This is a genomic window from Dyadobacter jiangsuensis (assembly GCF_003014695.1).
GTDB classification, from domain to species: domain Bacteria; phylum Bacteroidota; class Bacteroidia; order Cytophagales; family Spirosomataceae; genus Dyadobacter; species Dyadobacter jiangsuensis.
Genome location: NZ_PYAS01000002.1, coordinates 428,408 through 452,540, shown reverse-complemented (window position 1 = coordinate 452,540; position 24,133 = coordinate 428,408). Strand labels below are relative to the sequence as shown.

Here is a 24,133-nt window from a genome sequence, read left to right as displayed (position 1 = left end):
AAGTTTTAGAGAATGCTAGTTCCCGTCATTTCTGCGGGTTTAGCGATTCCCATCAATTCAAGAATGGTCGGCGCGATGTCGGCCAGTTTTCCATTATGGATTGGCTTTTGGTATTCATTATCCACCAGAATGCATGGCACCAGGTTCAATGAATGCGCGGTGTTGGGTGAACCGTCGTCATTCGACATGTAATCCGAGTTACCGTGGTCAGCAATGATAATCGACGAGTAACCATGCTCCAAACCGGTTGTTACAACAGCCTGCACGCATTGATCCACCGTCTCACAAGCCTTCACAGCCGCTTCGAAAACGCCGGTATGGCCTACCATATCAGGGTTAGCGAAGTTGAGGCATACGAAATCCACTTCTTCCTTCACCAGCTCAGGAACGATCGCATCGCGAATGTCGAATGCCGACATTTCGGGCTGCAAATCGTAGGTCGCCACTTTCGGAGAAGGGCAAAGCAGGCGGCTTTCACCTTCGAAAGGCTTTTCGCGGCCTCCCGAGAAGAAGAATGTAACGTGTGGGTATTTCTCGGTTTCAGCAATGCGGATCTGCTTTTTGCCAGCCGATTCGAGCACTTCACCGAGGGTATTGTTCAGGTTGTCTTTATCAAAAATCACATCCACGCCCTTGAAAGTATCATCATAGTTGGTCATGGTGACGTATTTCAAATTGAGCTTGTGCATATTCTGCTCGTGGAAATCCTGCTGCGTAAGCACTTGTGTGATTTCGCGGCCGCGGTCGGTGCGGAAGTTGAAACAGAGTACCACATCGCCGTCCTGGATCAATGCAAGCGGAGAACCGTCGGCATTGGTCGCGATGATCGGTGTGATAAACTCGTCGGTAACACCTTCCTCGTAGGAAGCTTGTACGGCTTTCAAAACGTCTCCCGCCGGCACGTGCTTGCCTTCGCCGTGAACCATGGCGTCGTAAGCCAGTTTCACGCGCTCCCAGCGCTTATCGCGGTCCATTGCGTAGTAACGGCCGGTAATGCTGGCGATACGTCCCGTACTTTGTGCCATCGATTCGGTCAGTTCGGTCAGGAAGCCCAATCCGCTTTTCGGATCCGTATCACGGCCATCGGTGAATGCGTGAACGAATACGTCGCTCAAACCACGGTCTGCGGCGATTTTGCAAAGGCCTTTCAGGTGATCGATGTGCGAATGCACTCCGCCATCTGAAACCAGACCAATGAAATGAACCTTCTTACCTTCGGCTTTCGCGTAGTCGAGGGCCTGCGCAAGCGCGGGCTCCTGTGCGAGTGTGCCCTCGGATACCGCGAGGTTGATTTTTACCAGATCCTGATAAACCACGCGGCCAGCCCCGAGGTTGGTATGGCCTACTTCGGAGTTACCCATTTGTCCGTCGGGCAAACCCACTGCCAGGCCACTCGCTTCGAGTTTGCTATGCGGATATTTTTGAAGAATGGAATCGTAGAATGGGGTATTTGCCGCCAGGATAGCGGAACGGTTTTCTTCGCCTACTTTGGCGATCCCCCAGCCGTCCATGATAATGAGGATGACTTTCTTGCTCAATGTATTCTGAAATTAAGATGATATTTAAAAGAGTAACAGCCTACTCTTCCTTTTTGCTTTCGACAGGCTGATTGTTTTCGTCCACAATCACATATACTTCTTCGTTGGGCCGGCGCATCATGAATTTCTCGCGTGCCCATTTTTCAAGCATTCTGGGATTTCCGAAAACCTCATTCCGCTCCTTTTTGACCTCTTTGATCTTCGTTTCAAGAATCGCTTTTTCCTTTTCGAGATCCTTCATTTTCATCCGGTTCGACATCACGATCCGGATATTGTTATTGTCGAGGAACAATATCCATATCAGCCACACGACGAACGTGGCGATATAGAAGTTCTTTAATGTGTGCAGAGACCAGAATGAGTGGTTTTTCATGTTGAAATACCCTTAAACAAGAACCGGAGCACTGGGCTCCGGCTCTTAAATGGTTTGAATTAGAATTTCAATCCTGGGAAGTATGCGCTTTCGCCCAGTTCTTCTTCGATACGGAGAAGCTGGTTGTATTTCGCCATACGGTCAGAACGTGAAGCCGAACCGGTTTTGATCTGGCCTGTGTTCAATGCAACCGCAAGGTCAGCGATCGTTGCATCTTCTGTTTCACCTGAACGGTGCGACATAATGCTCTTATAGCTGTTGCGTTTCGCAAGGTTTACAGTATCGATAGTTTCAGTCAAAGAACCGATCTGGTTTACTTTCACCAATACCGCGTTAGCGATTTGTGATTCGATACCTTGTTGCAGACGGTTTACGTTGGTTACGAACAAGTCATCACCTACCAGCTGGCATTTTTTGCCGATAGAGTCAGTCAATGTCTTCCAACCAGCCCAGTCGTCTTCGTCCATACCATCTTCGATTGAGATGATAGGGTATTTAGCCACCCACTGAGTCCAGTAGTCAGCCATTTCATCGGAAGTCAGCTTGCGGCCGTCTGATTTTTTGAAGTGGTACAGACCGTTTTCATAGAATTCAGAAACAGCAGCATCCATAGCGATGAAGATTTCTTCACCTGGCTTGTAACCTGCTTTTTCGATCGCCTGAAGAACTACCTCGATAGCCTCTTCGTTCGATTTGATGTTTGGAGCAAAACCACCTTCGTCACCTACGTTGGTAGAGTAGCCTTTGCTTTTCAAAACGGTTTTCAAAGTATGGAAAACCTCAACACCCATGCGCAATGCTTGCGAGAATGTATCAGCTTTGGCAGGCATGATCATGAACTCCTGGAAATCGATAGAGTTATCCGCGTGGCTACCTCCGTTCAGGATGTTCATCATCGGCACCGGCAATGTATTTGCGTTGGTACCACCTACGTAACGGTACAATGGAAGGTTTGCCTCCTGTGCAGCAGCTTTCGCAACGGCCAGAGAAACACCCAGGATAGCATTAGCACCCAACTTCGCTTTGTTAGGCGTACCATCCAGTTCCAGCATGATTTTATCAACAAGGTTCTGCTCGAATACGGAGCAGCCGATCAGTTCAGGGAAAATGATGTCGTTTACATTCTCAACCGCTTTCAAAACTCCTTTTCCAACATAAACGCTCTTGTCGTCGTCGCGAAGCTCAACTGCCTCGTGCTTACCGGTAGAAGCTCCGGAAGGAACAGCAGCGCGGCCCAGATAACCATTCTCGGTACGAATATCAACTTCTATTGTGGGGTTTCCTCTTGAATCCAGAATTTGTCTTGCATGTACTGACTGAATCGTACTCATTTGCAGCTTGTGGTTTAATTAAATTTGGAATATGGTTAACGGTACAAAATAACGCAAAAAAATCGTTATCCATAAACTCGAATTCATTTTAGGCTAAATTTACAGGCTAGTCAACCATGCCATTTACTATGAAATTAACCCACATTCTAACCACCGCATTACTTACCTTACCCCTCGCATTACAAGCTCAGAAACAGCTCACTACGGAAGAATTCGAAAAACAACTGGCCAAATCCGGCGATGCGCAGCTCCTGGATGTACGCACGCCCGACGAGTATGGCGAAGGCCATTTGGCGAAAGCCGCAAACGTCGATTATAAAAGTCCTGATTTTAGAGAGAAAATTGCAAAACTGGACAAGAACAAGCCCGTTTATGTGTACTGCCTCTCTGGCGGAAGGAGCGCCGCGGCAGCCACTGCATTGCACGAGAGTGGTTTCAAGGAAGTTTATGATATGAAAGGGGGTTATCTGAAATGGAACACATCAGGCAAAGCCGTGGAAGGCGCCAACAAAGCCGGTGTGAAAGGTATGAGCAGTACGGAATTTAACAAAATCATAAACTCCGAAAAAGTCGTCCTGATCGACGTTCACGCCAAATGGTGCCCACCTTGCGTGAAAATGCTGCCTACCGTTACGAAGCTGCAAAAGGAGTACGCCGGTAAAGCCAGGATCGAAACGATCGCGTATGATCCCAATAAAGCATTGGTGAAAGAACTCGGCGTTGAAGAAATCCCTGCGTTCCTGCTTTACAAAAACGGAAAGCTCGTTACGCGCAAGAATGGCTTTATGGAAGAAAAGGAATTCCGGGCGTTGCTGGATGCTCAGCTGTAAGTCAATATTAATGCATTGCAATTAATACAAATGAAAAGGTCCCTCTGCCAGTGCGCTGAGGGACCTTTCTGTTTTATGCTTTGCTTGCTTCGAGCAGCTTGATAAACTCGTCGAACAAATAACGCGAATCGTGCGGACCTGGCGATGCTTCCGGGTGGTACTGCACCGAGAATGCCGGGTAATCCTTTCTGCGGATACCTTCGATGGTTTTATCGTTCAGGTTGATGTGCGTAACCTCGATATCCGGGTGGCTTTCGATCTCATCCGGCTTCACTGCGAAACCGTGGTTTTGCGAAGTAATCTCGCAAAGACCTGTGATCAGGTTTTTCACCGGGTGGTTCAAACCGCGGTGGCCATGATGCATTTTATAAGTGGTAATACCGCTTGAAAGCGCCAGCAACTGGTGTCCAAGGCAGATACCGAAAATTGGCTTAGCCGTTTCTACCATTTGGGATACGTTTTCAACCGCGTATGGCATTGCCGAAGGATCGCCGGGGCCATTCGAGATGAAGAAACCATCGGGGTTCCATTGCAGCACTTCTTCGTAGGATGTTTTTGCAGGGAAAACCTTGCAGTAGCAGCCTCTTGAAGTCAGGTTCAGCAGAATGCTCTTCTTGATACCATAATCCATCACCGCAACGCGGAACTTGGCAGTAGCCTCGTCGCCCATGAAGTAAGGCTCCTCCGTGGTTACTTCCGAAGAAAGCTCCAACCCGTCCATGGAAGGGATTTTCTTCAATTCTTTCATCAGTTCTACTTCGTCGAGAATCTCGGAAGAGATAATGGCGTTCATCACACCTTTCTCGCGTACGTGACGTACCAGGTGACGTGTGTCCACGTTGCTGATACCAACGATGTTTGCCCTTTCGAAATACTCTTGCAGAGAGAAATCAGCGGTGTCGCGTGAATAGATCTGTGAGAATGTGTTACAAACCATCCCGCGGATCTTAACCGAGCCAGATTCTTCTTCGTCCTCCAACTGAACACCGTAGTTACCGATGTGCGCATTGGTATTGACGATAACCTGACCGTAATAGGAAGGGTCTGTGTAGATTTCCTGGTAGCCGGTCATGCCCGTGTTAAAGCAAATTTCGCCACCGGTGGTTCCACTTTTACCCAAAGCGAGTCCTTTGTATGCTGTTCCGTCTTCTAGCAACAACAGAGCTTCCTTTTTCTGATTCATATTATGGTTTAAATCTATTTCCCGGCCTATTCTGGGCCATTTTCAGGCGGCCGGCTCAATTTTGGTGCAAAAATACGACTTTTTACTCAAAAAAAAGGGTTAAACGAAACCGTTCAACCCTTTTCCTATATTTCAATTTCCGATTTCCAAACTATTCTTTTTCAGTTTCGCCTGGTGTTTCTTCTGTTTTCGGAGCTTCTTCTTCGGCAGGAGCCTCAGTTTCGGCTACGATCGGATGATCTTCTTTCTTTACAGGAGCAGCTTCAACAGCTCCTTCTTTCTTGCCACCTCTTCTGCTGCGACGAGTCTTAGCAGGTTTGTCGGCGTTAGCAAGCAACAGTGCATCGTTGAAATCAACCAGCTCGATCAAAGCAGTTTCAGCCGCGTCACCCAAACGGTTACCCAGTTTGATGATGCGAGTGTAACCACCCGGACGAGATGCGATTTTGTCTGAAACGACACCGAAAAGTTCTTTCGTAGATTCTTTGTCGTTCAGGTAAGAGAATGCCACCCTTCTGTTGTGGGTAGTATCTTCTTTCGCACGAGTCAGCAGAGGCTCAACGAACTTGCGAAGTTCTTTTGCCTTAGCCAGGGTTGTTTCAATTCTTTTGTGAAGGATCAAAGAGGAAGCCATGTTTGAAAGCATCGCCTTGCGGTGTGATGCGGTTCTTCCTAAGTGATTGTCCTTTTTACCGTGTCTCATTGTTTTGTTGTTTAGTTGCTTCGAGCGGCGCGGTTAGCGCGCTACAGAATACATACTTATGATGGAATTTAATTAATCCTCGTCCAGACGGTACTTCGACACGTCCATTCCAAATGTGAGCTGCTTGTCGGCTACGAGTTGTTCCAACTCAGTGAGTGATTTCTTACCGAAGTTCCGGAATTTCATCATGTCAGAAATTTCGAGCCTTACCAGGTCACCCAAAGTTTTTACATCCGCAGATTTCAAACAGTTGTAAGCGCGTACTGAAAGATCCAGTTCAGACAATGAAGTCTTCAACAGTTTTCTCATACGCAGCATTTCCTCATCAACCTGATTGTCTTCTTCTGCTTTCTGCTTCTCAAACGTCATTGTTTGGTCAGAGAACAGCATGAAGTGTTGGATCAGAATATTGGCAGCGCCTTTCAATGCATCCTCAGGGTGGATAGATCCATCAGTCTGGATGTCGATCAAAAGACGTTCGTAGTCGGTACGCTGTTCAACACGCGTGTTTTCAACGCTGTATTTCACATTTTTGATAGGCGTATAAATGGAGTCTACCGCGATGTAGCCGAACGGAAGCTCATTAGCCCGTGGCTCGTCTGCCGGTACGTAACCTCTACCTTTATCCAAGAGAAGTTCCATTTCGAACTCCTTTTGATCATCTATATGGCAAATGACCAGATCCGGATTCAGAACCTCAAATGCGCTTGTAAACTTCCCGATGTCGCCGGCAGTGATTACCGATACATTTTTAAGGTTTACAACGATCCTGCTCTCACTCAGGTCAGAAACTTTTTTAAAACGAACCATTTTCAGGTTCAGGATGATTTCCGTAACATCCTCAACTATACCTTCGATAGAAGAAAATTCGTGAAGCACGCCTGGGAACTTCACACTCGTAATGGCGTAACCTTCCAAAGACGAAAGGAGAATTCTACGCAACGCATTACCAATGGTTACGCCGTATCCTTTCTCTAAAGGCTTAAACTCAAACAACCCGTGAAAGTCGTCTGCTTTCTCCATGACGACCTTATCAGGCATTTGGAAAGCTAATATTGACATAGTCCTTGCTCCTTTTATAGTAGTAAATGATAGTTGATCACGCTACCTTACCTTTGCGATCGCAAAATTGTGCTGTTGCCAGCAAAAAAAGCACTACCCCGAAATTTCGGGGAGTGCATGTAATATGAAGATTATTATTTAGAATACAACTCAACGATCAGCTGTTCGTTGATGTTTTCTGGAATTGACTCACGGTCGGGGAATGTAACGAACTTGCCAGACAGTTGCTGAGCGTCCCATTCCAGCCAGTTGAAACCTTTTGCGCTATGTCCTGCAAGGCTATCAGTTACTGCTTCGAGAGATTTAGATTTCTCACGAACCGTAACAACCTGTCCTGGACGCAATGAGTAAGAAGGGATGTTTACGATCTCACCGTCAACAAGGATGTGCTTGTGCGAAACGAGCTGACGAGCAGCACGGCGCGTTGGAGCAATACCCAAACGGTAAACTGTGTTATCCAGACGAGCTTCGCAATATCTCAAAAGGTTTTCACCTGTAAGACCTGCTTTAACAGAAGCCTTCTCAAACAAGCTACGGAATTGTCTCTCGAGGATACCGTAGATGAATTTCACTTTTTGTTTCTCAGCCAATTGCAGAGCGTACTCCGACTTCTTTGACCGACGACCCTTTCCGTGCATTCCGGGAGGGTAATTCTTCTTTGCAAGCGCTTTGCTTGGGCCCATGATGGGCTCTCCGTAACGTCTTGCGACTTTGGTTTTGGGACCTGTATAACGTGCCATTAAAACTATTTGTTTACTAAATTGATAAAAACCATTCTGTAACCCCAGTGTCCAAATTACGAATGGGTACCTTTCGGTACTAACTAATTACTATACTCTACGACGTTTTGGAGGACGGCATCCGTTGTGCGGAAGTGGAGTGATGTCACGGATAGTGGTCACTTCGATACCAGCATTCTGGATGGTACGGATAGCAGACTCACGGCCTGATCCTGGTCCTTTAACGAAAACCTCTGCTTTACGCATTCCGAGGTCGAACGCAACTTGCGCAGCGCTCTGTGCAGCAGTCTGAGCTGCGTATGGCGTGTTCTTTTTAGAACCACGGAATCCCATTTTACCGGCAGAACCCCAAGAGATAACTTGTCCGTTGCTGTTGGTAATCGAGATGATGATATTATTGAAAGAAGCTTTGATGTGAACCTGACCAACAGGCTCCACAACAACCACTCTCTTTTTTGCTTTATCTTTTCTTTTATTCTGTGCCATTGCTGTTGGAATAATAAGTTGTGGATTGCTCCACCGCTCACTTTATTATTTAGTAGCCTTTTTCTTGTTCGCGATAGTTTTGCGTTTACCCTTACGAGTACGTGAGTTGTTTTTCGTTCTCTGACCACGCAAAGGCAATCCTTTACGGTGACGGAGACCACGATAACAAGCGATATCCATAAGACGCTTAATGCTCAACTGAACTTCAGACTTAAGAGCGCCTTCTACTTTAAATTCCCCAGCAATAACCCCACGGATCGCACCAGACTCTTCGTCGGTCCAGTCGATCACTTTTTTGTTCAAATCAACACCTGCCTTTTCGAGGATTTTCTTAGCCGAGCTACGGCCGATCCCGAAAATATAAGTCAATGAGATTTCGCCTCTTTTGCGATCTGGAATGTCTACTCCTGCAATACGTGCCATAATTATTATCCTTGTCTTTGTTTATACCGTGGGTTCTTCTTGTTAATAACGTACACTTTACCCTTCCGGCGGATAACCTTGCAGTCCTCGCTGCGTTTCTTTACTGATGCTTTGACTTTCATCTGATTAAACTAAGTGTTAATTTAAGGTAATCGATCCCCTTACTTGTACCGATATGTAATCCGGGCTTTCGATAGGTCGTAAGGAGACATTTCCAGCTTTACTCTGTCACCCGGCAATATTTTGATATAGTGCATTCTCATTTTACCTGAGATGTGCGCTATCACTTCATGCTTATTCTCTAATACAACACGAAACATTGCGTTTGACAATGCTTCGAGAATTACTCCGTCTTGTTCGATTGATGCTTGTTTTGCCATTCGTAGCGTTTGTTACTGTACTTCAACCATTAGGCTGGTGTTGGCCGTCACTTTTTCAATGTAGTCGAATGTTGTCAGAATTTCAGCCTTTCCTTTTCTCACAACCACGGTATGTTCGAAATGCGCGGAATACTTTCTGTCGTTGGTCCGGATCGTCCAGCCGTCGCGCTCTTGCACAACTCCTTTTCCTCCCAGGTTGATCATCGGCTCAATAGCAATAACCATACCTTCTCTCAACCGTATTCCTTTGCCTCGTTTTCCGTAGTTTGGTACTTCCGGGGCTTCGTGCAGATTCCTGCCTACTCCGTGTCCTACTAATTCTCTCACCACTGTATAGCCACGGTCTTCAACATAACTCTGAACCGCGTGGCCGATATCACCAATCCGAAGGCCATCCACCGCTTGCTCGATTCCCTTATATAAGGATTTCTTGGTTGCGGTCAGGAGATTCATCACCTCCTTGGAAACTTCTCCAACCGGATAAGTGTAGGCGCTGTCGCTGTGGTATCCGTTCAGTTTAACACCGCAGTCTATCGAAACGATGTCACCCTCTTTTAGCACATAGCCCCCGGGAATCCCGTGGACTACAACTTCATTAACCGATATACAAAGAGAGGCCGGAAACTTGTTGAATCCCTTGAATGAAGGGATTCCACCGTTATCTCTGATATACTCCTCGGCAACCGCATCCAGCTTTCCGGTTGTAACACCCGGCTTTACCCAGGTAGCCACTTCCGCGTGTGCTTTGCCGAGCACTTGAGCACTAACCTTTATCAGGTTGATTTCCTCTTCTGTTTTAAGATAAATCATTTCAGATTGCTACGCTCTCGGTGCGTCCTTTTACACGTCCCGACTTCATCAAACCTTCGTAGCGACGCATCAGCAAGTAGCTTTCAACCTGTTGCAAGGTATCCAGAACCACACCTACCATGATCAGCAATGAAGTTCCTCCGAAGAAGTGAGCAAAGTCAGTCGAGATTCCCAGAAGGCTTGCAAATGCAGGCAAAGTAGCAACTACTGCCAGCATCAATGCACCTGGAAAGGTGATACGGTCAAGGACAGAACTGATGTACTCCGACGTCTGCTGACCTGGTTTAACACCCGGGATGAACCCGCCTCCACGCTTCATATCATCAGCAATCTGCTGAGGGTTTACCGAAATCGCGGTATAGAAGAACGTAAATACAATAATCAATACTGCGAACAGGAGATTGTACTGCCAGGTTGTGTAGTTGGCGAAAATCGTCGCTACGTTGCTGGCGAAATCACTTTTCTCAGCGAAGTAAGATGCACCCAGTGAAGGGATGAACATCAAAGCCTGAGCAAAGATGATAGGCATTACACCTGCTGCATTCAATTTTAACGGAAGATATTGACGCTGGCCACCCATTACGCGATTCCCTACCACCTGCTTAGCATACTGGATAGGAATACGACGAACAGCCTGGGTCAACATTACCGCACCCATAATCACGAAATAAAGGGCAACGATCTCCAATACAAAAACAAGGACCTGGCCGCTACCTCTCGATACGAACTCCTTATAGATCGCACCAGGGAAACGCGAAACGATACCGATCATGATCAGCATCGAAATACCGTTACCGATACCCTTGTCTGTGATTCTTTCACCGAGCCACATACAGAACATTGTACCCGCTGTCAGTACGAATACCGACGAAATGGTGAACATGCTTCTGGAAACCAGAAGAGCCTCGTCAGGTACAGTGGTATTCAAATAAGCAGTACCTTGAACAAGTGTAACAACGATAGTCAGAACCCGGGTAATTTGGTTCAGCTTTTTACGTCCTGATTCCCCTTCCTTCTGCATCTTCTGGAAATATGGCAGAGCCATAGTCAAAAGCTGGATTGCAATGGAAGCGGAGATGTAAGGCATGATACCCAACGCAAAAATGGACGCTTTGCTAAAAGCGCCACCTAAGAAAGTATCCAGCAACCCCAACAATCCCTGAGAGGATACATTCATTTGATCAGGTTCAACACCTGGCAACGCAACGTAAGACCCCAACCGGAAGATCGTTATAAACAAAAGAGTGTTGAGAATACGTGTTCTCAACTCCTCAATCGCAAATATGTGTTTTATAGTCTCTAAAAATCGTTTCATCTTCTGGGCTTACAACGCTCTGTTCAAAGTAAACAAATTCTGTCGGGTATCGCAGCTAAATTACAATTTAACTGCTTTACCTCCCGCCTTCTCGATTGACTCGATAGCCGATGCAGAAAACCCATGAGCCTGAACTTCAACCGCAGAAGTGATTTCACCACGGTTAAGGATCTTAACCAGGTCATTCTTTGCGCTGAGACCATTTTCACGAATCAGATCCAAAGTTACTACCGCAGCTCCGGTTTTTTCAACCAATGCCTGGATTGCATCCAGGTTCAACGCTTTGTATTCAACGCGGTTGATGTTGTTGAAACCGAATTTCGGCAAACGTCTTTGAAGAGGCATCTGACCACCTTCGAAGCCCAGCTTGCGGCTGTAACCTGAACGCGACTGCGCTCCTTTGTGTCCACGTGCAGCAGTGCCTCCTTTTCCGGAACCCTGGCCACGTCCAACCCGCTTTCCTACCTTAACGGAACCAGCAGCCGGTTTTAATGAACTTAAATTCATACTATTCGTATATTAAATTTCTTCAACTTTAACCAAGTGGCTTACCTTGCGGATCATTCCTGCAATGGCATCGCTGTTTTCTTTCTCAACAGACCGGTTCAGTTTACCAAGGCCCAACGCTTTGATCGTCAGTTTTTGATTCTCAGGGCGGTCAATTGTGCTCTTAACTTGTGTAATACGTACTTTTGACATGATTACTCTCAGATTGAGGATAATCCCGAAGGATTATCCGTTGAATACTTTTTCCAATTTAACGCTGCGTTGGAAAGCAACCTGATGCGGAGCTCTCATTTTCAAAAGAGCGTCAATTGTAGCCTTGATTACGTTGTGCGGGTTCGAAGAACCTTTGGATTTCGCAAGTACGTCTTTGATACCTGCACTTTCCAATACTGCGCGCATCGGGCCACCTGCCAGTACTCCTGTACCAGGAGCAGCCGGCTTGATCAGAACGAAACCACCGCTGAACTTACCTTCCATTTCGTGAGGAACGGTATGTTTAAGCATAGGAATTTGGATCAGGTTTTTCTTAGCATCGTCAATTCCTTTGGCGATCGCGTCAGTTACTTCATTGGCTTTGCCCAATCCGTAACCTACAACTCCGTTTCCGTCTCCAACTACCACGATGGCAGAGAAGGAGAAACGACGACCACCTTTTACTACTTTTGCTACCCGGTTGATCGCTACAACGCGCTCTTTCAGGTCTGATTCGTTAACCTTTGAAGGTCTTGTATTTGTAGACATAGTCTTTGTTATACTTAGAATTTCAGGCCACCCTCACGAGCTCCGTCGGCCAATGCTTTTACCTTACCGTGGTACAAATATCCGTTACGGTCGAAAACTACTGCCTGGATACCTGCTTCCTGCGCTTTCTCAGCGATCTTTTTACCTACTTGGGCAGCAACTTCAACGTTTGCGTTTTCTTTTCTGCCTCCCAGTTCTACCGATGATGCACTTGCAAGGGTAATCCCTTTGATATCATCGATAATCTGAGCGTATATGCTTGTGTTCGAACGGAAGACTGATAATCTCGGGCGTTCTGCGCTTCCCTTCACCCGCTTACGGATGTGAAGTTTAAGGCGTGTTCTTCTATCTGCTTTTGCGTTAGCCATCTTAAATCTTATCTTACTTGTTTATAACATTGATCGGTGGCTACGCACTATTTCTTAGAAGCAGACTTACCTGCCTTACGACGGACCACTTCACCAACAAAACGGATACCTTTTCCTTTGTAAGGCTCAACTTTGCGAAGGGATTTGATTTTTGCTGCTACTGCACCAATCAGCTCTTTGTCGATACCTTCGAGGATTACCTTAGGGTTCTGACCTTTTTCTGAGGTCGTAACAACCTTAATTTCCTCCGGGATCGCCATGAAGATGTTGTGTGAGTAACCCAATTGAAGTTCGAGAACATTGTTCGCCGAGCTCGCTTTGTAACCTACCCCGATAATTTCAAGCTCACGCTTGTAACCTTCGCCTACACCGATTACCATATTGTTGATCAGTGAGCGATAAAGGCCGTGCAGCGCTTTGTGACGCTTCTGCTCTGTGGGGCGCGTAACTTTCAGTTCGCTTCCCTCAACCTCTACAGTGATATCGCTATCAACCGCCTGGGTAAGGGTTCCTTTTGGCCCTTTTACAGATACTACGTTATCTTCTGCAACCGAAACGGACACTCCCGCTGGCAAAATGATAACTTTATTTCCTATTCGTGACATTTCCTGAATAACTTTTAAATATTAATACACGAAACATAACACTTCACCACCCACATTCAGTGTCTTAGCTTCTTTATCTGTCATTACACCTTTCGATGTAGAGATAATCACTGTTCCTAAGCCGCCCAATACGCGTGGCAGTGTTGATGAACCTGAATATTTACGTAGTCCAGGCTTACTAACCCTCTCCAATTTTACAATTGCAGATTGCTTTGTAACAGGATTGTATTTCAAAGCGATCTTGATAACTCCCTGAGGACCAACCTCGTCGAATTTATAGCTTTGAATGTACCCCTTGTCAAAAAGTACCTTTGTAATCTCTTTTTTTATGTTGGATGCAGGTATCTCAACAACCCGGTGCTTCGCTTTGATAGCGTTTCTGAGTCTCGTCAGATAGTCTGCTATGGGATCCGTTAACATGTTTATGCCAAGTTTAAACACCCCCTTTTGAACGGGAGTGCAAAGTTAAGTAATTGAAATCAGAATTGAAAGTATTCTTACCAACTTGATTTTGTAACTCCTGGAATTTTTCCATCTGACGCCATATCGCGGAAGAGTACCCGGGAAATTCCGAATTTACGCATATAACCGCGAGGTCTTCCGGTGATTTTGCACCGGTTGTGCAGGCGTACAGGAGAAGAGTTACGTGGTAACTTGTCAAGACCAACCCAGTCACCGGCAGCTTTCAACTTGCTACGTTTTTCAGCGTAACGCTCTACTAGCGCTTGTCTTTTTCTCTCCCGTGCTTTTACTGATTCTTTTGCCATTGTCGGTAAATAATCTTTGTAATTTTATCTTATTTGTTCGCGTTGGTGAAAGGCATTCCCAATGCTTTCAGCAGTTCGTAGCTCTCTTCATCAGAGTTGGTAGAGGTCACGAATGTGATATCCATACCAGTGATTTTCGCCACTTTTTCGATGCTGATTTCAGGGAAAATGATCTGCTCTTTCACACCGAACGTATAATTTCCACGTCCATCAAATCCTTTATCGCTGATACCTTTGAAATCACGTACACGTGGCATTGCAATGGTAGTAAGGCGGTCAAGGAATTCGTACATCTTGTCACCACGAAGCGTTACTTTCGCTCCGATAGGCATGTTTTCACGCAACTTAAAGTTAGAAACAGCCTTTTTGGAGATAGTAGCTATTGCTTTCTGTCCTGTGATCAGGCTCAACTCTTCCACACCGGTGTCAACAAGCTTCTTGTCTGCGACAGCAGCTCCGATACCCTTGTTGATAACAATCTTTGTCAAGCGGGGAACCTGCATGCTTGATTTGTACTGGAATTTCCCCTTCAATTGCGAAACGATTTCGCTAACGTATTTCTCTTTTAATCTAGGCGTCGCCATGTTTGAAAGTGATTATGTGGATTGCCGACCCACGCGCTTGGTTATAAAAATCAACTGCTTTCGGCAAATCCGGATTACAATAAGTTTCCGGATTTTTTCGAATAGCGTTGGAGTTTTCCTTTTTCGTTCGCTTTACGGCCAGTTCTTGAAGCTTCACCTGTTTTAGGATCCACTACCATCAGGTTGCTGATGTGAATAGCGCCTTCGCGTTTTTCGATGCTTCCTTGTGGGTTTTGCGCGTTTGGCTTAACGTGCTTGGTGATCATGTTCACACCTTCCACAGTAGCTCTCTGTTTTTCTACAAGCACCTTGGTGATTACGCCTGTTTCGCCTTTTGCGTTACCTGAAATCACTTTCACGGTATCACCTTTGCGAACGTGCAATTTTGCCGGTGCTTTTTTATTTGTACTTTCCATTGAGGTATTCTCTTAACAGTTTAAAGAAATACTGATGTTTCTTACAACACTTCTGGTGCCAGTGATACGATTTTCATGAACTGCTTCTCGCGCAACTCGCGGGCAACCGGTCCGAAAATACGTGAACCACGTGGTTCGTCATTGTTGTTCAATAAAACTGCCGCATTATCTTCAAACCGGATGTAAGTTCCATCTTTGCGACGTACCTCTTTTTTAGTACGTACAACCACGGCTTTGGAAACCGTTCCCTTTTTCATGTTGCTCGAAGACAGAGCGGATTTCACTGTCACGACGATCTTATCGCCCACCGAAGCGTAACGCTTTCCAGTTCCGCCCAATACCCGGATTACGAGTACTTCTTTCGCGCCACTGTTATCGGCTACTGACAGTCTTGATTCTTGTTGTACCATGATTACTTCGCTCTTTCAAGGATTTCTACTAATCTCCAACGCTTGTTTTTGCTAAGCGGACGAGTTTCCATTACACGGATAGTATCACCGATACCAACCTGGTTTGTTTCGTCGTGAACCATCAGCTTGGTAGTTTTAGTCATAAACTTACCATACTTGGCGTGTTTCACTTTACGCACGACAGTGATCACACAGGATTTCTCCATTTTGTTGCTCACTACCTTGCCAATTCTCTCTTTACGTAAATTTCTTTCTGTTGCCTCCATAATTTCTAAACTGTTTACTGTTGGTTAGATTTAGCCGACAGCTCGGTTAAGAGTCTTGCAATTTCCTTACGTGAGGCGCGAATACGCAAAGGGTTCTCAATTGGAGAAATAGCATGCGCAAATTTCAACCGGAGTAAGCGCTCTCTCTCTTGGGCGATCTGCTCTTTAAGCTGATCCTGCGACAGATTCTTTATTTCTTTACTAGTCATTGCTTTTGATAATTAGCGGTTCTAAATACGTTCGGACTACTATGATTCCTGATAATCCCGGCGTACGACGAACCTTGTCTTAATTGGCAACTTTTGTGCAGCCAAACGCAATGCTTCGTTTGCAGTATCCAGCGCTACACCAGTCGCTTCGAAAATGATAGTTCCAGGCTTAACAGGAGCTACCCAATACTCAGGAGCACCTTTACCTTTACCCATACGAACCTCTGCAGGTTTTTTGGTAATCGGCTTGTCAGGGAATACACGGATCCAAACCTGACCTTCGCGTTTCATCGCACGTGTTACCGAGATACGAGCTGCTTCGATCTGACGAGCAGTCAACCAACCTGGTTCCAGTGCCTTTATTGCAAACGATCCAAAAGCGATCTCATGTCCGCGGGTCGCGAGACCGTTGTGCGAACCTTTGTTCTTTTGTTGTTTGCGAAATTTTGTCCTTTTCGGCTGTAACATGATTCTAATCTATTTGAACCGGTTTGATACCGGAAAGTATCTGATTACTTCTTCTTGTTCTTGTTGCGTTTGCGACGATCTGCATCACCGCCTCCTCCTTCGCCACGTGGAGCACCGTCGTTTCTGTCACGACCGCCTCTTCTGTCGCCACGTCCGCCGCGATCGTTACCACGCTCGCCGCCTTGTGCGCTTCTTTCAGCTCTGTCGGATGCCGCAGTAGCTGCGCTTGGAGTCAGGTCACGCTTTCCGTACAATTCACCTTTGAAGATCCATACTTTAATACCGATCTTACCGTAGATAGTTTGTGCTTCGGAGATAGCGTAATCGATGTCCGCTCTCAATGTATGCAAAGGAATACGTCCTTCTTTGTATTCTTCTGTACGGGCCATTTCAGCACCACCCAGACGACCTGCCAAACGAATTTTGATTCCTTGTGTTCCTACACGCATTGCAGAAGCGATCGATTGCTTCATCGCACGACGGTAAGAAATACGAGCCTGCAATTGCTGAGCGATAGCTTCGCCTACCAGTTTCGCATCGATTTCAGGACGTTTGATTTCGTAGATGTTGATCTGAACATCTTTGCCTGTAATCTTTTTAAGCTCTTCTTTGATTTTATCAACTTCGCTACCACCTTTTCCGATCACGATACCCGGACGGGCAGTGTGGATCGTCAACGTGATGCGCTTCAATGTACGTTCAATAACTACTTTTGAAATCGATCCTTTCGGGATACGTGCTTTGATGTAGTTACGGATTTTCTCGTCTTCAACCAGTTTGTCAGAGAAGTCCTTTCCTCCGTACCAGCTAGATTCCCATCCTCTAACAATTCCTAGTCTTAGACCTATCGGATTAACCTTTTGTCCCATTCGAAATAGATCGTTTTACTTATGATTCGATTACTGCTTCATTTACTGACACCGACGCGTCGTCAACCACGATCGTGATGTGGTTAGAACGCTTACGGATTCTGTGTGCTCTTCCCTGAGGTGCAGGGCGCAAACGCTTCAACATACGTCCACCGTCGATGAAAACGGTTTTAACGATCAGGTCAGCGTCTTCCAGTTTTGATCCTTCGTTCAGTTGCTGCCAGTTGGCAACTGCTGAAAGAAGAACTTTGTGCAAAACCGGCGATGAAGCTCTCGGTTGGAATTTCAAAAGTGCCAACGCTTTGCTGACCTTCTGTCCGCGAATCATGTCGGCCACCAATCTCATCTTGCGAGGAGAGGTAGGCACGTCTTTTAATATAGCTCTTGCTTCCATGTTTCTTTTCAGATATCGGCTCGTCCGTTAGGACCAGCTACGTCGACAAATTATTTTCTTCCTTTATCTTTTTTTGCGGTGTGGCCACGGAAGTTACGGGTTGGAGAGAACTCGCCCAGTTTGTGTCCTACCATGTTTTCAGTCACGTAAACCGGAATGAATTTGTTTCCGTTGTGAACTGCAAATGTGTGCCCGATAAAATCAGGCGAAATCATTGAGCGTCGCGACCAGGTCTTGATGACAGATTTACGCGACGAGTTGTTCATCGTTTCAACTTTGGCTTCGAGACGAAAGTCGATATATGGTCCTTTTTTTAATGAGCGTGCCATGTTCTACTTATTTTTTACGACGGCTGATAATCAATTTCTCAGAATGCTTGTTGCGGTTACGTGTCTTAAGACCCTTCGCGAACTGACCATTTCTAGAACGAGGCTGACCTCCTGACGAACGGCCTTCACCACCACCCATCGGGTGATCAACAGGGTTCATAGCAACACCACGTACGCGTGGACGACGTCCCAACCATCTTCTGCGTCCTGCTTTTCCAAGCGAAACGTTCATGTGGCTAGCATTCGAAACTACACCAACTGTTGCGATACAAGTAGCCAATACCATACGCATTTCGCCTGATGGCATTTTCAATACGGCATATTTACCACCTTCTCTCGCTACCAGCTGCGCGTAAGCGCCGGCGCTTCTTGCAAACTGACCACCTTTACCAGGAGTCAATTCGATATTGTGTACGATCGTACCGACAGGCATAGATCCCAATGGAAGGGCATTTCCAACCTCAGGAGCTACTGAATTGCCAGACACGATAACTTGTCCAACTTTCAGGCCGTTCGGAGCGATGATGTAACGTTTTTCTTGGTCCTCAAACTGGATCAGGGCGATACGCGCTGAGCGGTTTGGATCGTATTCGATCGTAAGGACAGTAGCGGGAGCGTCGAAACGATTTCTTTTGAAGTCGATAACGCGGTATTTTTTCTTGTGACCGCCACCAATATATCGCATGGTACGATGTCCCTGGCTGTTACGACCACCTGTTCTTTTGATGGGTTCCAGAAGACTCTTCTCAGGCTTCGACGCGGTGATCTCCTCGAATGTAGGAGCCGAGCGGAAACGCTGACCAGCACTTGTAGGTTTTAATTTTTTAACTGCCATTTGCTATTAACTCGTCTAATGATTTAAAATCGTTCAACTAGGCTTCACCGTAGATATCGATGGCTTCGCCTTCGGCTACTGTAATGATCGCCTTTTTGATAGTTGACGTTTTTCCAGTGACAAACTTACCTCCCGATGTGCGGGATTTGCTTTTACCAATGCTACGCATGGTGTGAACGCTTTCTACGGTAACCCCGAACAGTTTCTCAACAGCCTTCTTGATCTCTACCTTGTTTGCAGTAAGGGAGACTTCGAAAGCGTATTTACCTTGACCACCCTGAGCCGTTACCTTTTCAGTAATAATCGGACGTTTCAGTACACTCATTGTTATTTGTTCAATTGGGTTTCCAAAATAGAAATCGCAGATTCACTTATCAGAAGACGGTCTGCATTCATCAGGTCATATGTATTTACCGAATCAACAGTAGTAACTTTCGCTTTTGGAATGTTACGGCTTGACAGGTACACATTGTTATCGATCTCAGGAAGGATCAATAATGTCTTGGTGTTCACCAGTGAAAGGGAATTCAAAACATTCAGGTAAGACTTTGTTTTAGGAGCATCAAAAGTGAAGGCTTCCAAAACAGAGATAGCGGAAGAAGCAGCTTTAACTGAAAGCGCAGATTTGCGCGCCAGCGCTTTTACTTTCTTGTTCAGCTTGAAACCGTAAGTACGTGGGCGTGGACCGAAAATACGACCACCACCTACGAACACGGGTGACTTCATGCTACCTGCACGAGCACCGCCGGTTCCTTTTTGGCGTTTCAGCTTGCGTGTTGAGAGACTAACCTCTGCACGCTCCTTTGATTTGTGCGTTCCCTGACGCTGGTTGGCCAGGTAAAGCTTTACATCGAGATAGATAGCGTGCGTATTAGGTTCGATGCCGAATACTTCCTCGGACACGTTTACCTTCTTGCCGGTATCTTCTCCTTTTATATTTAATACGGACAGTTCCATTGGTACTACTTCTCAATGATTAGAAATGAATTCTTTGAACCAGGTACCGAGCCACTCACAACGAGAATGTTTTGCTCAGGTATCACTTTCAGAATACGCAAATTCTGAATCTTTACACGATTGTTACCCATGCGTCCACCCATACGGATACCTTTGAATACGCGTGATGGGAATGAACAAGCACCAATCGAACCTGGGTGACGGGCCCTGTTGTGCTGACCGTGCGTCTGACCACCTACCCCGCCGAATCCGTGACGTTTTACAACACCTTGGAAACCACGACCTTTGGCAGATCCTACTACGTCAACAAACTCGCCTTCTTCAAAGATGTCCTGTACGGACAATGAAGTTCCAAGTTCATGTTCCACTTCGAATTCCTTGAACTCAACCAATTTTTGCTTGGGAGTCGTGTTGGCTTTCTTGAAGTGGCCAATCAGAGGCTGGGAGGTGTTCTTTTCTTTCTTCTCACCAAAACCTAACTGGATAGCCTTATAGCCATCCTTTTCTTCGGACCTAACTTGTGTTACAACACAAGGACCAGCTTGGATCACAGTACATGCCAGAGCCTGCCCGTCAGCATTGTACAAACTAGTCATTCCGATTTTTTTACCAATTAAACCAGACATGTTTGAAATTTAAATTTAGCAGGTAAAAACCCCTTATTCTTTAAAACGGACTGCAAAGGTAGAAAAAACGAATTTTATATCCTAGCAGCCTAAAAATATTTCTCGCTGATAATCAGCAAAAAAGGTCAGATGAACGAACATCTGACCTCTTTTTTCGATAAGCCGACTGATTTTGGGGTTAACCCTTTGCCTGTCAGGCTTTTCTGAGCTCAGATGTGGTTTCCAGAGGAACCCGGACCTTCATCCAATTTATGTGATGACTTAATGAATAAGTCGGTATTACTAAACCTTGATCTCTACATCAACACCGCTTGGCAATTCGAGCTTCATCAGGGCGTCTACTGTTTTTGCACTTGTAGAGAAGATATCCACCAAACGCTTGTAAGTACAAAGCTGGAACTGCTCTCTTGATTTCTTGTTAACGTGCGGCGAACGAAGAACAGTGAATTTCTCTGTCTTTGTAGGCAAAGGAATAGGACCGCTTACTACCGCGCCTGTTGCCTTTACTGCCTTAACGATTTTCTCAGCTGATTTGTCAACCAAGTTGTGGTCGAATGACCGAAGTTTGATACGGATCTTTTGATTCATTGTATTGGTTTGTTTCCGGTTCAGAAAATCTCGCCAGGTTACCTGACAATTACACCTGCAAAAGAACCATTTACTTCACAGGCTATATCATAAAGAAAGCGTTGCAGAAATTGCTCCTGCAACGCTTTAAATGTATTAAGCTTTAACGAGACCTTTCGCCTTCTCGATAACACCCTCAGCGATGTTATTCGGTACGATTTCGTAGTAAGCGAATGTCAAGGATGCAGTAGCACGGCCTGATGACATCGTACGAAGGTCAGTTACGTAACCGAACAATTCTGACAAAGGTACATCAGCCTTAATCACCTGCGCACCGTTACGGGTGTCCATACCGCGCATGATACCACGACGACGGTTCAAGTCACCTGTGATAGGACCAGTATACTCGTCCGGAGTCAGAACTTCTACGTGCATGATCGGTTCCAGCAATTTCGATCCGGCGTTACGCGCAGCTTCTTTGAAACCAAGCTTGGCAGCCAATTCGAAAGAGAGTGAATCTGAATCGACATCGTGGAATGAACCGTGGAACAAACGCACTTTCATGGAATCCAATGGGAACCCTGCCAATGCACCGTTGATCATCGCAGCTTCGAAACCTTTCTGTACAGGAGCGATGAATTCGCGAGGGATAGCACCACCCACAACTTCGTTCACAAACTGCAAGCCTTGTTTCGGCTCTTTACCTTCCTCGTTATCGTCACGTGGCCCGATTTCGAATACGATATCAGCGAATTTACCACGACCACCCGTTTGTTTCTTGTAAACCTCGCGGTGTTCGAAGTTCTTGGTAAGGATCTCTTTGTAAGCAACCTGAGGAGCACCCTGGTTTACTTCCACTTTGAACTCACGACGCATACGGTCGATGATGATTTCAAGGTGAAGCTCACCCATACCTTTGATGATCGTTTGACCAGTCTCCTCGTTAGATTCAACCTGAAGAGTCGGATCTTCTTCGATCAGTTTGGTGATCGCTTTCGAGAAGTTATCGCTGTCAGCCGCTTTCTTAGGCTCGATCGCATAACCGATTACCGGCTCTGGGAACACCATTGATTCGAGGATGATAGGCGATTTCTCTTCTGAAAGGGTATCTCCTGTTTTGATATCTTTAAAACCTACTACCGCACCAATATCACCTGCTTCAAGCTTGTCGATCTGATTTTGCTTGTTGGCGTGCATTTGGAAAATACGGGAGATACGCTCTTTGTTTCCTGAACGGTTGTTCAATACATAAGAACCTGATTCTAGTACACCCGAGTAAGAACGGATGAAGCAAAGGCGACCTACGTAAGGGTCCGTTGCAATTTTGAATGCCAATGCACAGAAAGGATCTGTTTCAGACGGCTTACGGCTGATTTCAGCACCAGTGCGTGGATCTGTACCAACGATGTTCTCGCGATCCAGTGGTGAAGGCAGGATAGCCATCACGTAATCCAGCATAGTTTGAACGCCTTTGTTTTTGAAAGAAGAACCGCACACCATCGGAACGATCTTCATGCTGATAGTCGCAGCGCGCAATGCAGCAAGGATTTCGTCTTCCGAGATCGAGTTAGGATCTTCAAAATATTTCTCCATCAAAGTGTCGTCGAACTCAGCAACCGCTTCGAGCAATTTCTCTCTCCATTCGGTAGCTTCTTCCAGCATATCGTCAGGAATAGGCACCTCAGTGAAAGTCATACCTTTATCAGCTTCGTTCCACTCGATACCGCGGAAGTTAACGAGGTCAACCACACCACGGAAAGTATCTTCTGCGCCGATAGGCAATTGAAGAGGTACAGCGTAGCTGCCCAGCATTTCTTTCACCTGCGTACAAACTTTCAGGAAGTCAGCACCTGAACGGTCCATTTTGTTTACGAAACCGATACGGGCAACATTATAGTTGTTAGCCAGACGCCAGTTAGTTTCTGACTGAGGCTCAACACCATCTACTGCACTGAAAAGGAACACAAGACCATCCAATACACGAAGAGAACGGTTTACTTCAACGGTGAAGTCAACGTGTCCCGGAGTATCGATGATGTTGATGTGGTATTTCTCGTTGCGGTAGTTCCAGTTAACAGTCGTAGCAGCGGAAGTAATAGTGATACCACGCTCCTGCTCCTGCTCCATCCAGTCCATCGTAGCAGCACCATCGTGCACCTCTCCGATTTTGTGGCTAACCCCTGCGTAGTAAAGGATACGCTCCGTTGTCGTTGTTTTACCGGCATCGATGTGCGCAGCAATACCTATGTTTCTTGTTAATCTTAAATCACGTGCCATGACAGATGGTGATGTGTTTTTTTATATTCAAAGTGCAATTCAATGCGAAGCTGTTCGAACTTTCCTCTTAGCGTAAAGTGCTGGTTTTGAAAATTCAGAGCGCAAAAGTATAAATTGTTGATTATAAAAACAATTAAGGAAAAGTTATTTTTCTCAAAACCACTAAAATAAAAATCGGGAACCCGGACAAACCGGGCTCCCGACCATAATCTATGTCTGCGCTCCTGATTAGAAACGGAAGTGCGAGAACGCCTTGTTGGCATCTGCCATACGGTGCGTATCGTCTTTCTTCTTCACAGCAGCACCTTCACCTTTCGCAGCAGCGATGATTTCGCCAGCCAGACGGTCAACCATTGTCTTTTCGCCACGCTTGCGGGAATAGTTGATCAACCATTTCATGCCCAACGACTGCTTGCGCTCAGGACGAACTTCGGTAGGAACCTGGAAAGTAGCACCACCTACACGACGGCTCTTCACTTCCACAGAAGGAGTAACATTGTTCAATGCTTTTCTCCATGTTTCCAGACCATTTTCGCTGGTTTTTTTCTCAACCAGTTCCAATGCATCGTAGAAAATAGTGAAGGCAATGCTCTTCTTTCCTTCGTACATCAGGTTGTTAACGAATTTGGTAACCTGTACGTCCCTGAACTTAGGATCAGGAAGGATATATCTTTTCTTAGGTTTCGACTTTCTCATTTTGTCTTAATTTTTTTAACGAGGTTTCGTTTTGCAACTTATTCACCCTGAGGTAATGATCAGGATTA

General features: G+C 45.9%; 37 protein-coding genes. 1 reads left to right on the top strand and 36 read right to left on the bottom strand.

Annotation, left to right across the window (positions count from 1 at the left end):
- Positions 1–5: 5 nt before the first annotated feature.
- From gpmI to eno, 3 genes are read right to left on the bottom strand one after another with little or no spacing between them, the layout of a single operon-like run.
- Complete coding sequence (gpmI, locus tag CLV60_RS05205) at positions 6–1,538, bottom strand: 2,3-bisphosphoglycerate-independent phosphoglycerate mutase (protein ID WP_106594300.1); 1,533 nt, start codon at positions 1,536–1,538, stop codon at positions 6–8.
- 40 nt (positions 1,539–1,578) lie between these two features.
- Positions 1,579–1,911 carry an FtsB family cell division protein gene (locus tag CLV60_RS05200; RefSeq protein ID WP_106594299.1) on the bottom strand — a complete coding sequence of 111 codons (333 nt, stop codon included), beginning with the start codon at positions 1,909–1,911 and terminating at the stop codon, positions 1,579–1,581.
- 59 nt (positions 1,912–1,970) lie between these two features.
- Positions 1,971–3,242: a phosphopyruvate hydratase gene (gene eno / locus CLV60_RS05195; RefSeq protein WP_106594298.1), complete on the bottom strand. Its 1,272-nt coding sequence runs from the start codon at positions 3,240–3,242 to the stop codon at positions 1,971–1,973.
- Positions 3,243–3,370: 128 nt separating this feature from the next.
- On the opposite strand from eno, the gene CLV60_RS05190 reads away from it, so the two are divergent.
- A complete protein-coding gene (locus tag CLV60_RS05190; RefSeq protein ID WP_170118712.1) occupies positions 3,371–4,072 on the top strand; it encodes a rhodanese-like domain-containing protein in 702 nt (233 codons plus the stop codon).
- Positions 4,073–4,145: 73 nt separating this feature from the next.
- Here the strand turns inward: CLV60_RS05190 and carA are convergent, their stop codons facing one another.
- The 33 genes from carA to rpsG all read right to left on the bottom strand — a co-directional run bounded on the left by carA (position 4,146) and on the right by rpsG (position 24,065).
- Positions 4,146–5,255: a glutamine-hydrolyzing carbamoyl-phosphate synthase small subunit gene (gene carA / locus CLV60_RS05185; RefSeq protein ID WP_106594296.1), complete on the bottom strand. Its 1,110-nt coding sequence runs from the start codon at positions 5,253–5,255 to the stop codon at positions 4,146–4,148.
- A 151-nt stretch (positions 5,256–5,406) separates the two neighbouring features.
- A complete protein-coding gene (rplQ, locus tag CLV60_RS05180; RefSeq protein ID WP_015813816.1) occupies positions 5,407–5,958 on the bottom strand; it encodes a 50S ribosomal protein L17 in 552 nt (183 codons plus the stop codon).
- A gap of 72 nt (positions 5,959–6,030) precedes the next feature.
- Positions 6,031–7,020, bottom strand: coding sequence for a DNA-directed RNA polymerase subunit alpha (locus CLV60_RS05175; protein WP_019941751.1), 990 nt, complete (start codon positions 7,018–7,020; stop codon positions 6,031–6,033).
- Between the two features lie 134 nt (positions 7,021–7,154).
- The gene (gene rpsD / locus CLV60_RS05170; RefSeq protein WP_106594295.1) at positions 7,155–7,760 is read right to left on the bottom strand and encodes a 30S ribosomal protein S4; all 606 of its coding nucleotides are present in this window, start codon (positions 7,758–7,760) and stop codon (positions 7,155–7,157) included.
- Between the two features lie 90 nt (positions 7,761–7,850).
- Positions 7,851–8,246, bottom strand: coding sequence for a 30S ribosomal protein S11 (gene rpsK, locus CLV60_RS05165; protein WP_015813813.1), 396 nt, complete (start codon positions 8,244–8,246; stop codon positions 7,851–7,853).
- Between the two features lie 45 nt (positions 8,247–8,291).
- Positions 8,292–8,669 carry a 30S ribosomal protein S13 gene (gene rpsM / locus CLV60_RS05160; RefSeq protein ID WP_090152054.1) on the bottom strand — a complete coding sequence of 126 codons (378 nt, stop codon included), beginning with the start codon at positions 8,667–8,669 and terminating at the stop codon, positions 8,292–8,294.
- Between the two features lie 5 nt (positions 8,670–8,674).
- Positions 8,675–8,791 carry a type B 50S ribosomal protein L36 gene (ykgO, locus tag CLV60_RS05155; RefSeq protein ID WP_015813811.1) on the bottom strand — a complete coding sequence of 39 codons (117 nt, stop codon included), beginning with the start codon at positions 8,789–8,791 and terminating at the stop codon, positions 8,675–8,677.
- Between the two features lie 39 nt (positions 8,792–8,830).
- A complete protein-coding gene (gene infA, locus CLV60_RS05150) occupies positions 8,831–9,049 on the bottom strand; it encodes a translation initiation factor IF-1 (protein ID WP_015813810.1) in 219 nt (72 codons plus the stop codon).
- Between the two features lie 12 nt (positions 9,050–9,061).
- Entirely contained in the window at positions 9,062–9,859 is a 798-nt protein-coding gene (gene map, locus CLV60_RS05145) for a type I methionyl aminopeptidase (protein WP_106594294.1), read from the bottom strand.
- 1 nt (position 9,860) lies between these two features.
- Positions 9,861–11,174 carry a preprotein translocase subunit SecY gene (secY, locus tag CLV60_RS05140; RefSeq protein ID WP_106594293.1) on the bottom strand — a complete coding sequence of 438 codons (1,314 nt, stop codon included), beginning with the start codon at positions 11,172–11,174 and terminating at the stop codon, positions 9,861–9,863.
- A 60-nt stretch (positions 11,175–11,234) separates the two neighbouring features.
- Entirely contained in the window at positions 11,235–11,681 is a 447-nt protein-coding gene (rplO, locus tag CLV60_RS05135) for a 50S ribosomal protein L15 (RefSeq protein ID WP_015813807.1), read from the bottom strand.
- A gap of 12 nt (positions 11,682–11,693) precedes the next feature.
- Positions 11,694–11,873, bottom strand: a complete 180-nt coding sequence (gene rpmD, locus CLV60_RS05130; protein ID WP_090152043.1) for a 50S ribosomal protein L30 — start codon at positions 11,871–11,873, stop codon at positions 11,694–11,696.
- A 33-nt stretch (positions 11,874–11,906) separates the two neighbouring features.
- Positions 11,907–12,422, bottom strand: a complete 516-nt coding sequence (gene rpsE / locus CLV60_RS05125) for a 30S ribosomal protein S5 (protein WP_015813805.1) — start codon at positions 12,420–12,422, stop codon at positions 11,907–11,909.
- A gap of 14 nt (positions 12,423–12,436) precedes the next feature.
- On the bottom strand, positions 12,437–12,790 hold the full coding sequence (gene rplR, locus CLV60_RS05120) for a 50S ribosomal protein L18 (protein WP_106594292.1): 354 nt from the start codon (positions 12,788–12,790) through the stop codon (positions 12,437–12,439).
- A gap of 47 nt (positions 12,791–12,837) precedes the next feature.
- Positions 12,838–13,395: a 50S ribosomal protein L6 gene (rplF, locus tag CLV60_RS05115; protein WP_106594291.1), complete on the bottom strand. Its 558-nt coding sequence runs from the start codon at positions 13,393–13,395 to the stop codon at positions 12,838–12,840.
- 21 nt (positions 13,396–13,416) lie between these two features.
- Complete coding sequence (gene rpsH, locus CLV60_RS05110; RefSeq protein ID WP_026350532.1) at positions 13,417–13,815, bottom strand: 30S ribosomal protein S8; 399 nt, start codon at positions 13,813–13,815, stop codon at positions 13,417–13,419.
- Between the two features lie 77 nt (positions 13,816–13,892).
- Positions 13,893–14,162 (bottom strand): 30S ribosomal protein S14, encoded by a 270-nt coding sequence (gene rpsN / locus CLV60_RS05105; RefSeq protein ID WP_015813801.1) that lies wholly within the window; start codon positions 14,160–14,162, stop codon positions 13,893–13,895.
- A gap of 29 nt (positions 14,163–14,191) precedes the next feature.
- On the bottom strand, positions 14,192–14,746 hold the full coding sequence (gene rplE / locus CLV60_RS05100) for a 50S ribosomal protein L5 (RefSeq protein ID WP_019941743.1): 555 nt from the start codon (positions 14,744–14,746) through the stop codon (positions 14,192–14,194).
- 74 nt (positions 14,747–14,820) lie between these two features.
- Entirely contained in the window at positions 14,821–15,162 is a 342-nt protein-coding gene (gene rplX / locus CLV60_RS05095) for a 50S ribosomal protein L24 (RefSeq protein WP_106594290.1), read from the bottom strand.
- A 41-nt stretch (positions 15,163–15,203) separates the two neighbouring features.
- Positions 15,204–15,572 carry a 50S ribosomal protein L14 gene (gene rplN, locus CLV60_RS05090; RefSeq protein ID WP_015813798.1) on the bottom strand — a complete coding sequence of 123 codons (369 nt, stop codon included), beginning with the start codon at positions 15,570–15,572 and terminating at the stop codon, positions 15,204–15,206.
- 2 nt (positions 15,573–15,574) lie between these two features.
- Positions 15,575–15,838 carry a 30S ribosomal protein S17 gene (rpsQ, locus tag CLV60_RS05085; RefSeq protein ID WP_090380017.1) on the bottom strand — a complete coding sequence of 88 codons (264 nt, stop codon included), beginning with the start codon at positions 15,836–15,838 and terminating at the stop codon, positions 15,575–15,577.
- 14 nt (positions 15,839–15,852) lie between these two features.
- The gene (gene rpmC, locus CLV60_RS05080; RefSeq protein WP_015813796.1) at positions 15,853–16,047 is read right to left on the bottom strand and encodes a 50S ribosomal protein L29; all 195 of its coding nucleotides are present in this window, start codon (positions 16,045–16,047) and stop codon (positions 15,853–15,855) included.
- Between the two features lie 39 nt (positions 16,048–16,086).
- Complete coding sequence (gene rplP, locus CLV60_RS05075) at positions 16,087–16,515, bottom strand: 50S ribosomal protein L16 (RefSeq protein ID WP_019941740.1); 429 nt, start codon at positions 16,513–16,515, stop codon at positions 16,087–16,089.
- Positions 16,516–16,559: 44 nt separating this feature from the next.
- The gene (gene rpsC, locus CLV60_RS05070) at positions 16,560–17,384 is read right to left on the bottom strand and encodes a 30S ribosomal protein S3 (protein WP_019941739.1); all 825 of its coding nucleotides are present in this window, start codon (positions 17,382–17,384) and stop codon (positions 16,560–16,562) included.
- A 19-nt stretch (positions 17,385–17,403) separates the two neighbouring features.
- Positions 17,404–17,778 carry a 50S ribosomal protein L22 gene (rplV, locus tag CLV60_RS05065; protein WP_033402484.1) on the bottom strand — a complete coding sequence of 125 codons (375 nt, stop codon included), beginning with the start codon at positions 17,776–17,778 and terminating at the stop codon, positions 17,404–17,406.
- Between the two features lie 50 nt (positions 17,779–17,828).
- Positions 17,829–18,107, bottom strand: a complete 279-nt coding sequence (gene rpsS / locus CLV60_RS05060) for a 30S ribosomal protein S19 (protein ID WP_015813792.1) — start codon at positions 18,105–18,107, stop codon at positions 17,829–17,831.
- Positions 18,108–18,114: 7 nt separating this feature from the next.
- Positions 18,115–18,942, bottom strand: a complete 828-nt coding sequence (gene rplB / locus CLV60_RS05055) for a 50S ribosomal protein L2 (protein WP_090152019.1) — start codon at positions 18,940–18,942, stop codon at positions 18,115–18,117.
- Positions 18,943–18,979: 37 nt separating this feature from the next.
- A complete protein-coding gene (gene rplW, locus CLV60_RS05050; RefSeq protein ID WP_015813790.1) occupies positions 18,980–19,267 on the bottom strand; it encodes a 50S ribosomal protein L23 in 288 nt (95 codons plus the stop codon).
- 2 nt (positions 19,268–19,269) lie between these two features.
- On the bottom strand, positions 19,270–19,899 hold the full coding sequence (gene rplD / locus CLV60_RS05045; protein WP_106594289.1) for a 50S ribosomal protein L4: 630 nt from the start codon (positions 19,897–19,899) through the stop codon (positions 19,270–19,272).
- Between the two features lie 5 nt (positions 19,900–19,904).
- Positions 19,905–20,525: a 50S ribosomal protein L3 gene (gene rplC / locus CLV60_RS05040; RefSeq protein WP_015813788.1), complete on the bottom strand. Its 621-nt coding sequence runs from the start codon at positions 20,523–20,525 to the stop codon at positions 19,905–19,907.
- Between the two features lie 282 nt (positions 20,526–20,807).
- Entirely contained in the window at positions 20,808–21,113 is a 306-nt protein-coding gene (rpsJ, locus tag CLV60_RS05035) for a 30S ribosomal protein S10 (RefSeq protein ID WP_015813787.1), read from the bottom strand.
- 135 nt (positions 21,114–21,248) lie between these two features.
- Positions 21,249–23,369, bottom strand: a complete 2,121-nt coding sequence (gene fusA / locus CLV60_RS05030) for an elongation factor G (RefSeq protein ID WP_106594288.1) — start codon at positions 23,367–23,369, stop codon at positions 21,249–21,251.
- A gap of 228 nt (positions 23,370–23,597) precedes the next feature.
- Positions 23,598–24,065, bottom strand: coding sequence for a 30S ribosomal protein S7 (gene rpsG, locus CLV60_RS05025; RefSeq protein ID WP_015813785.1), 468 nt, complete (start codon positions 24,063–24,065; stop codon positions 23,598–23,600).
- Between the last annotated feature and the right edge of the window lie 68 nt (positions 24,066–24,133).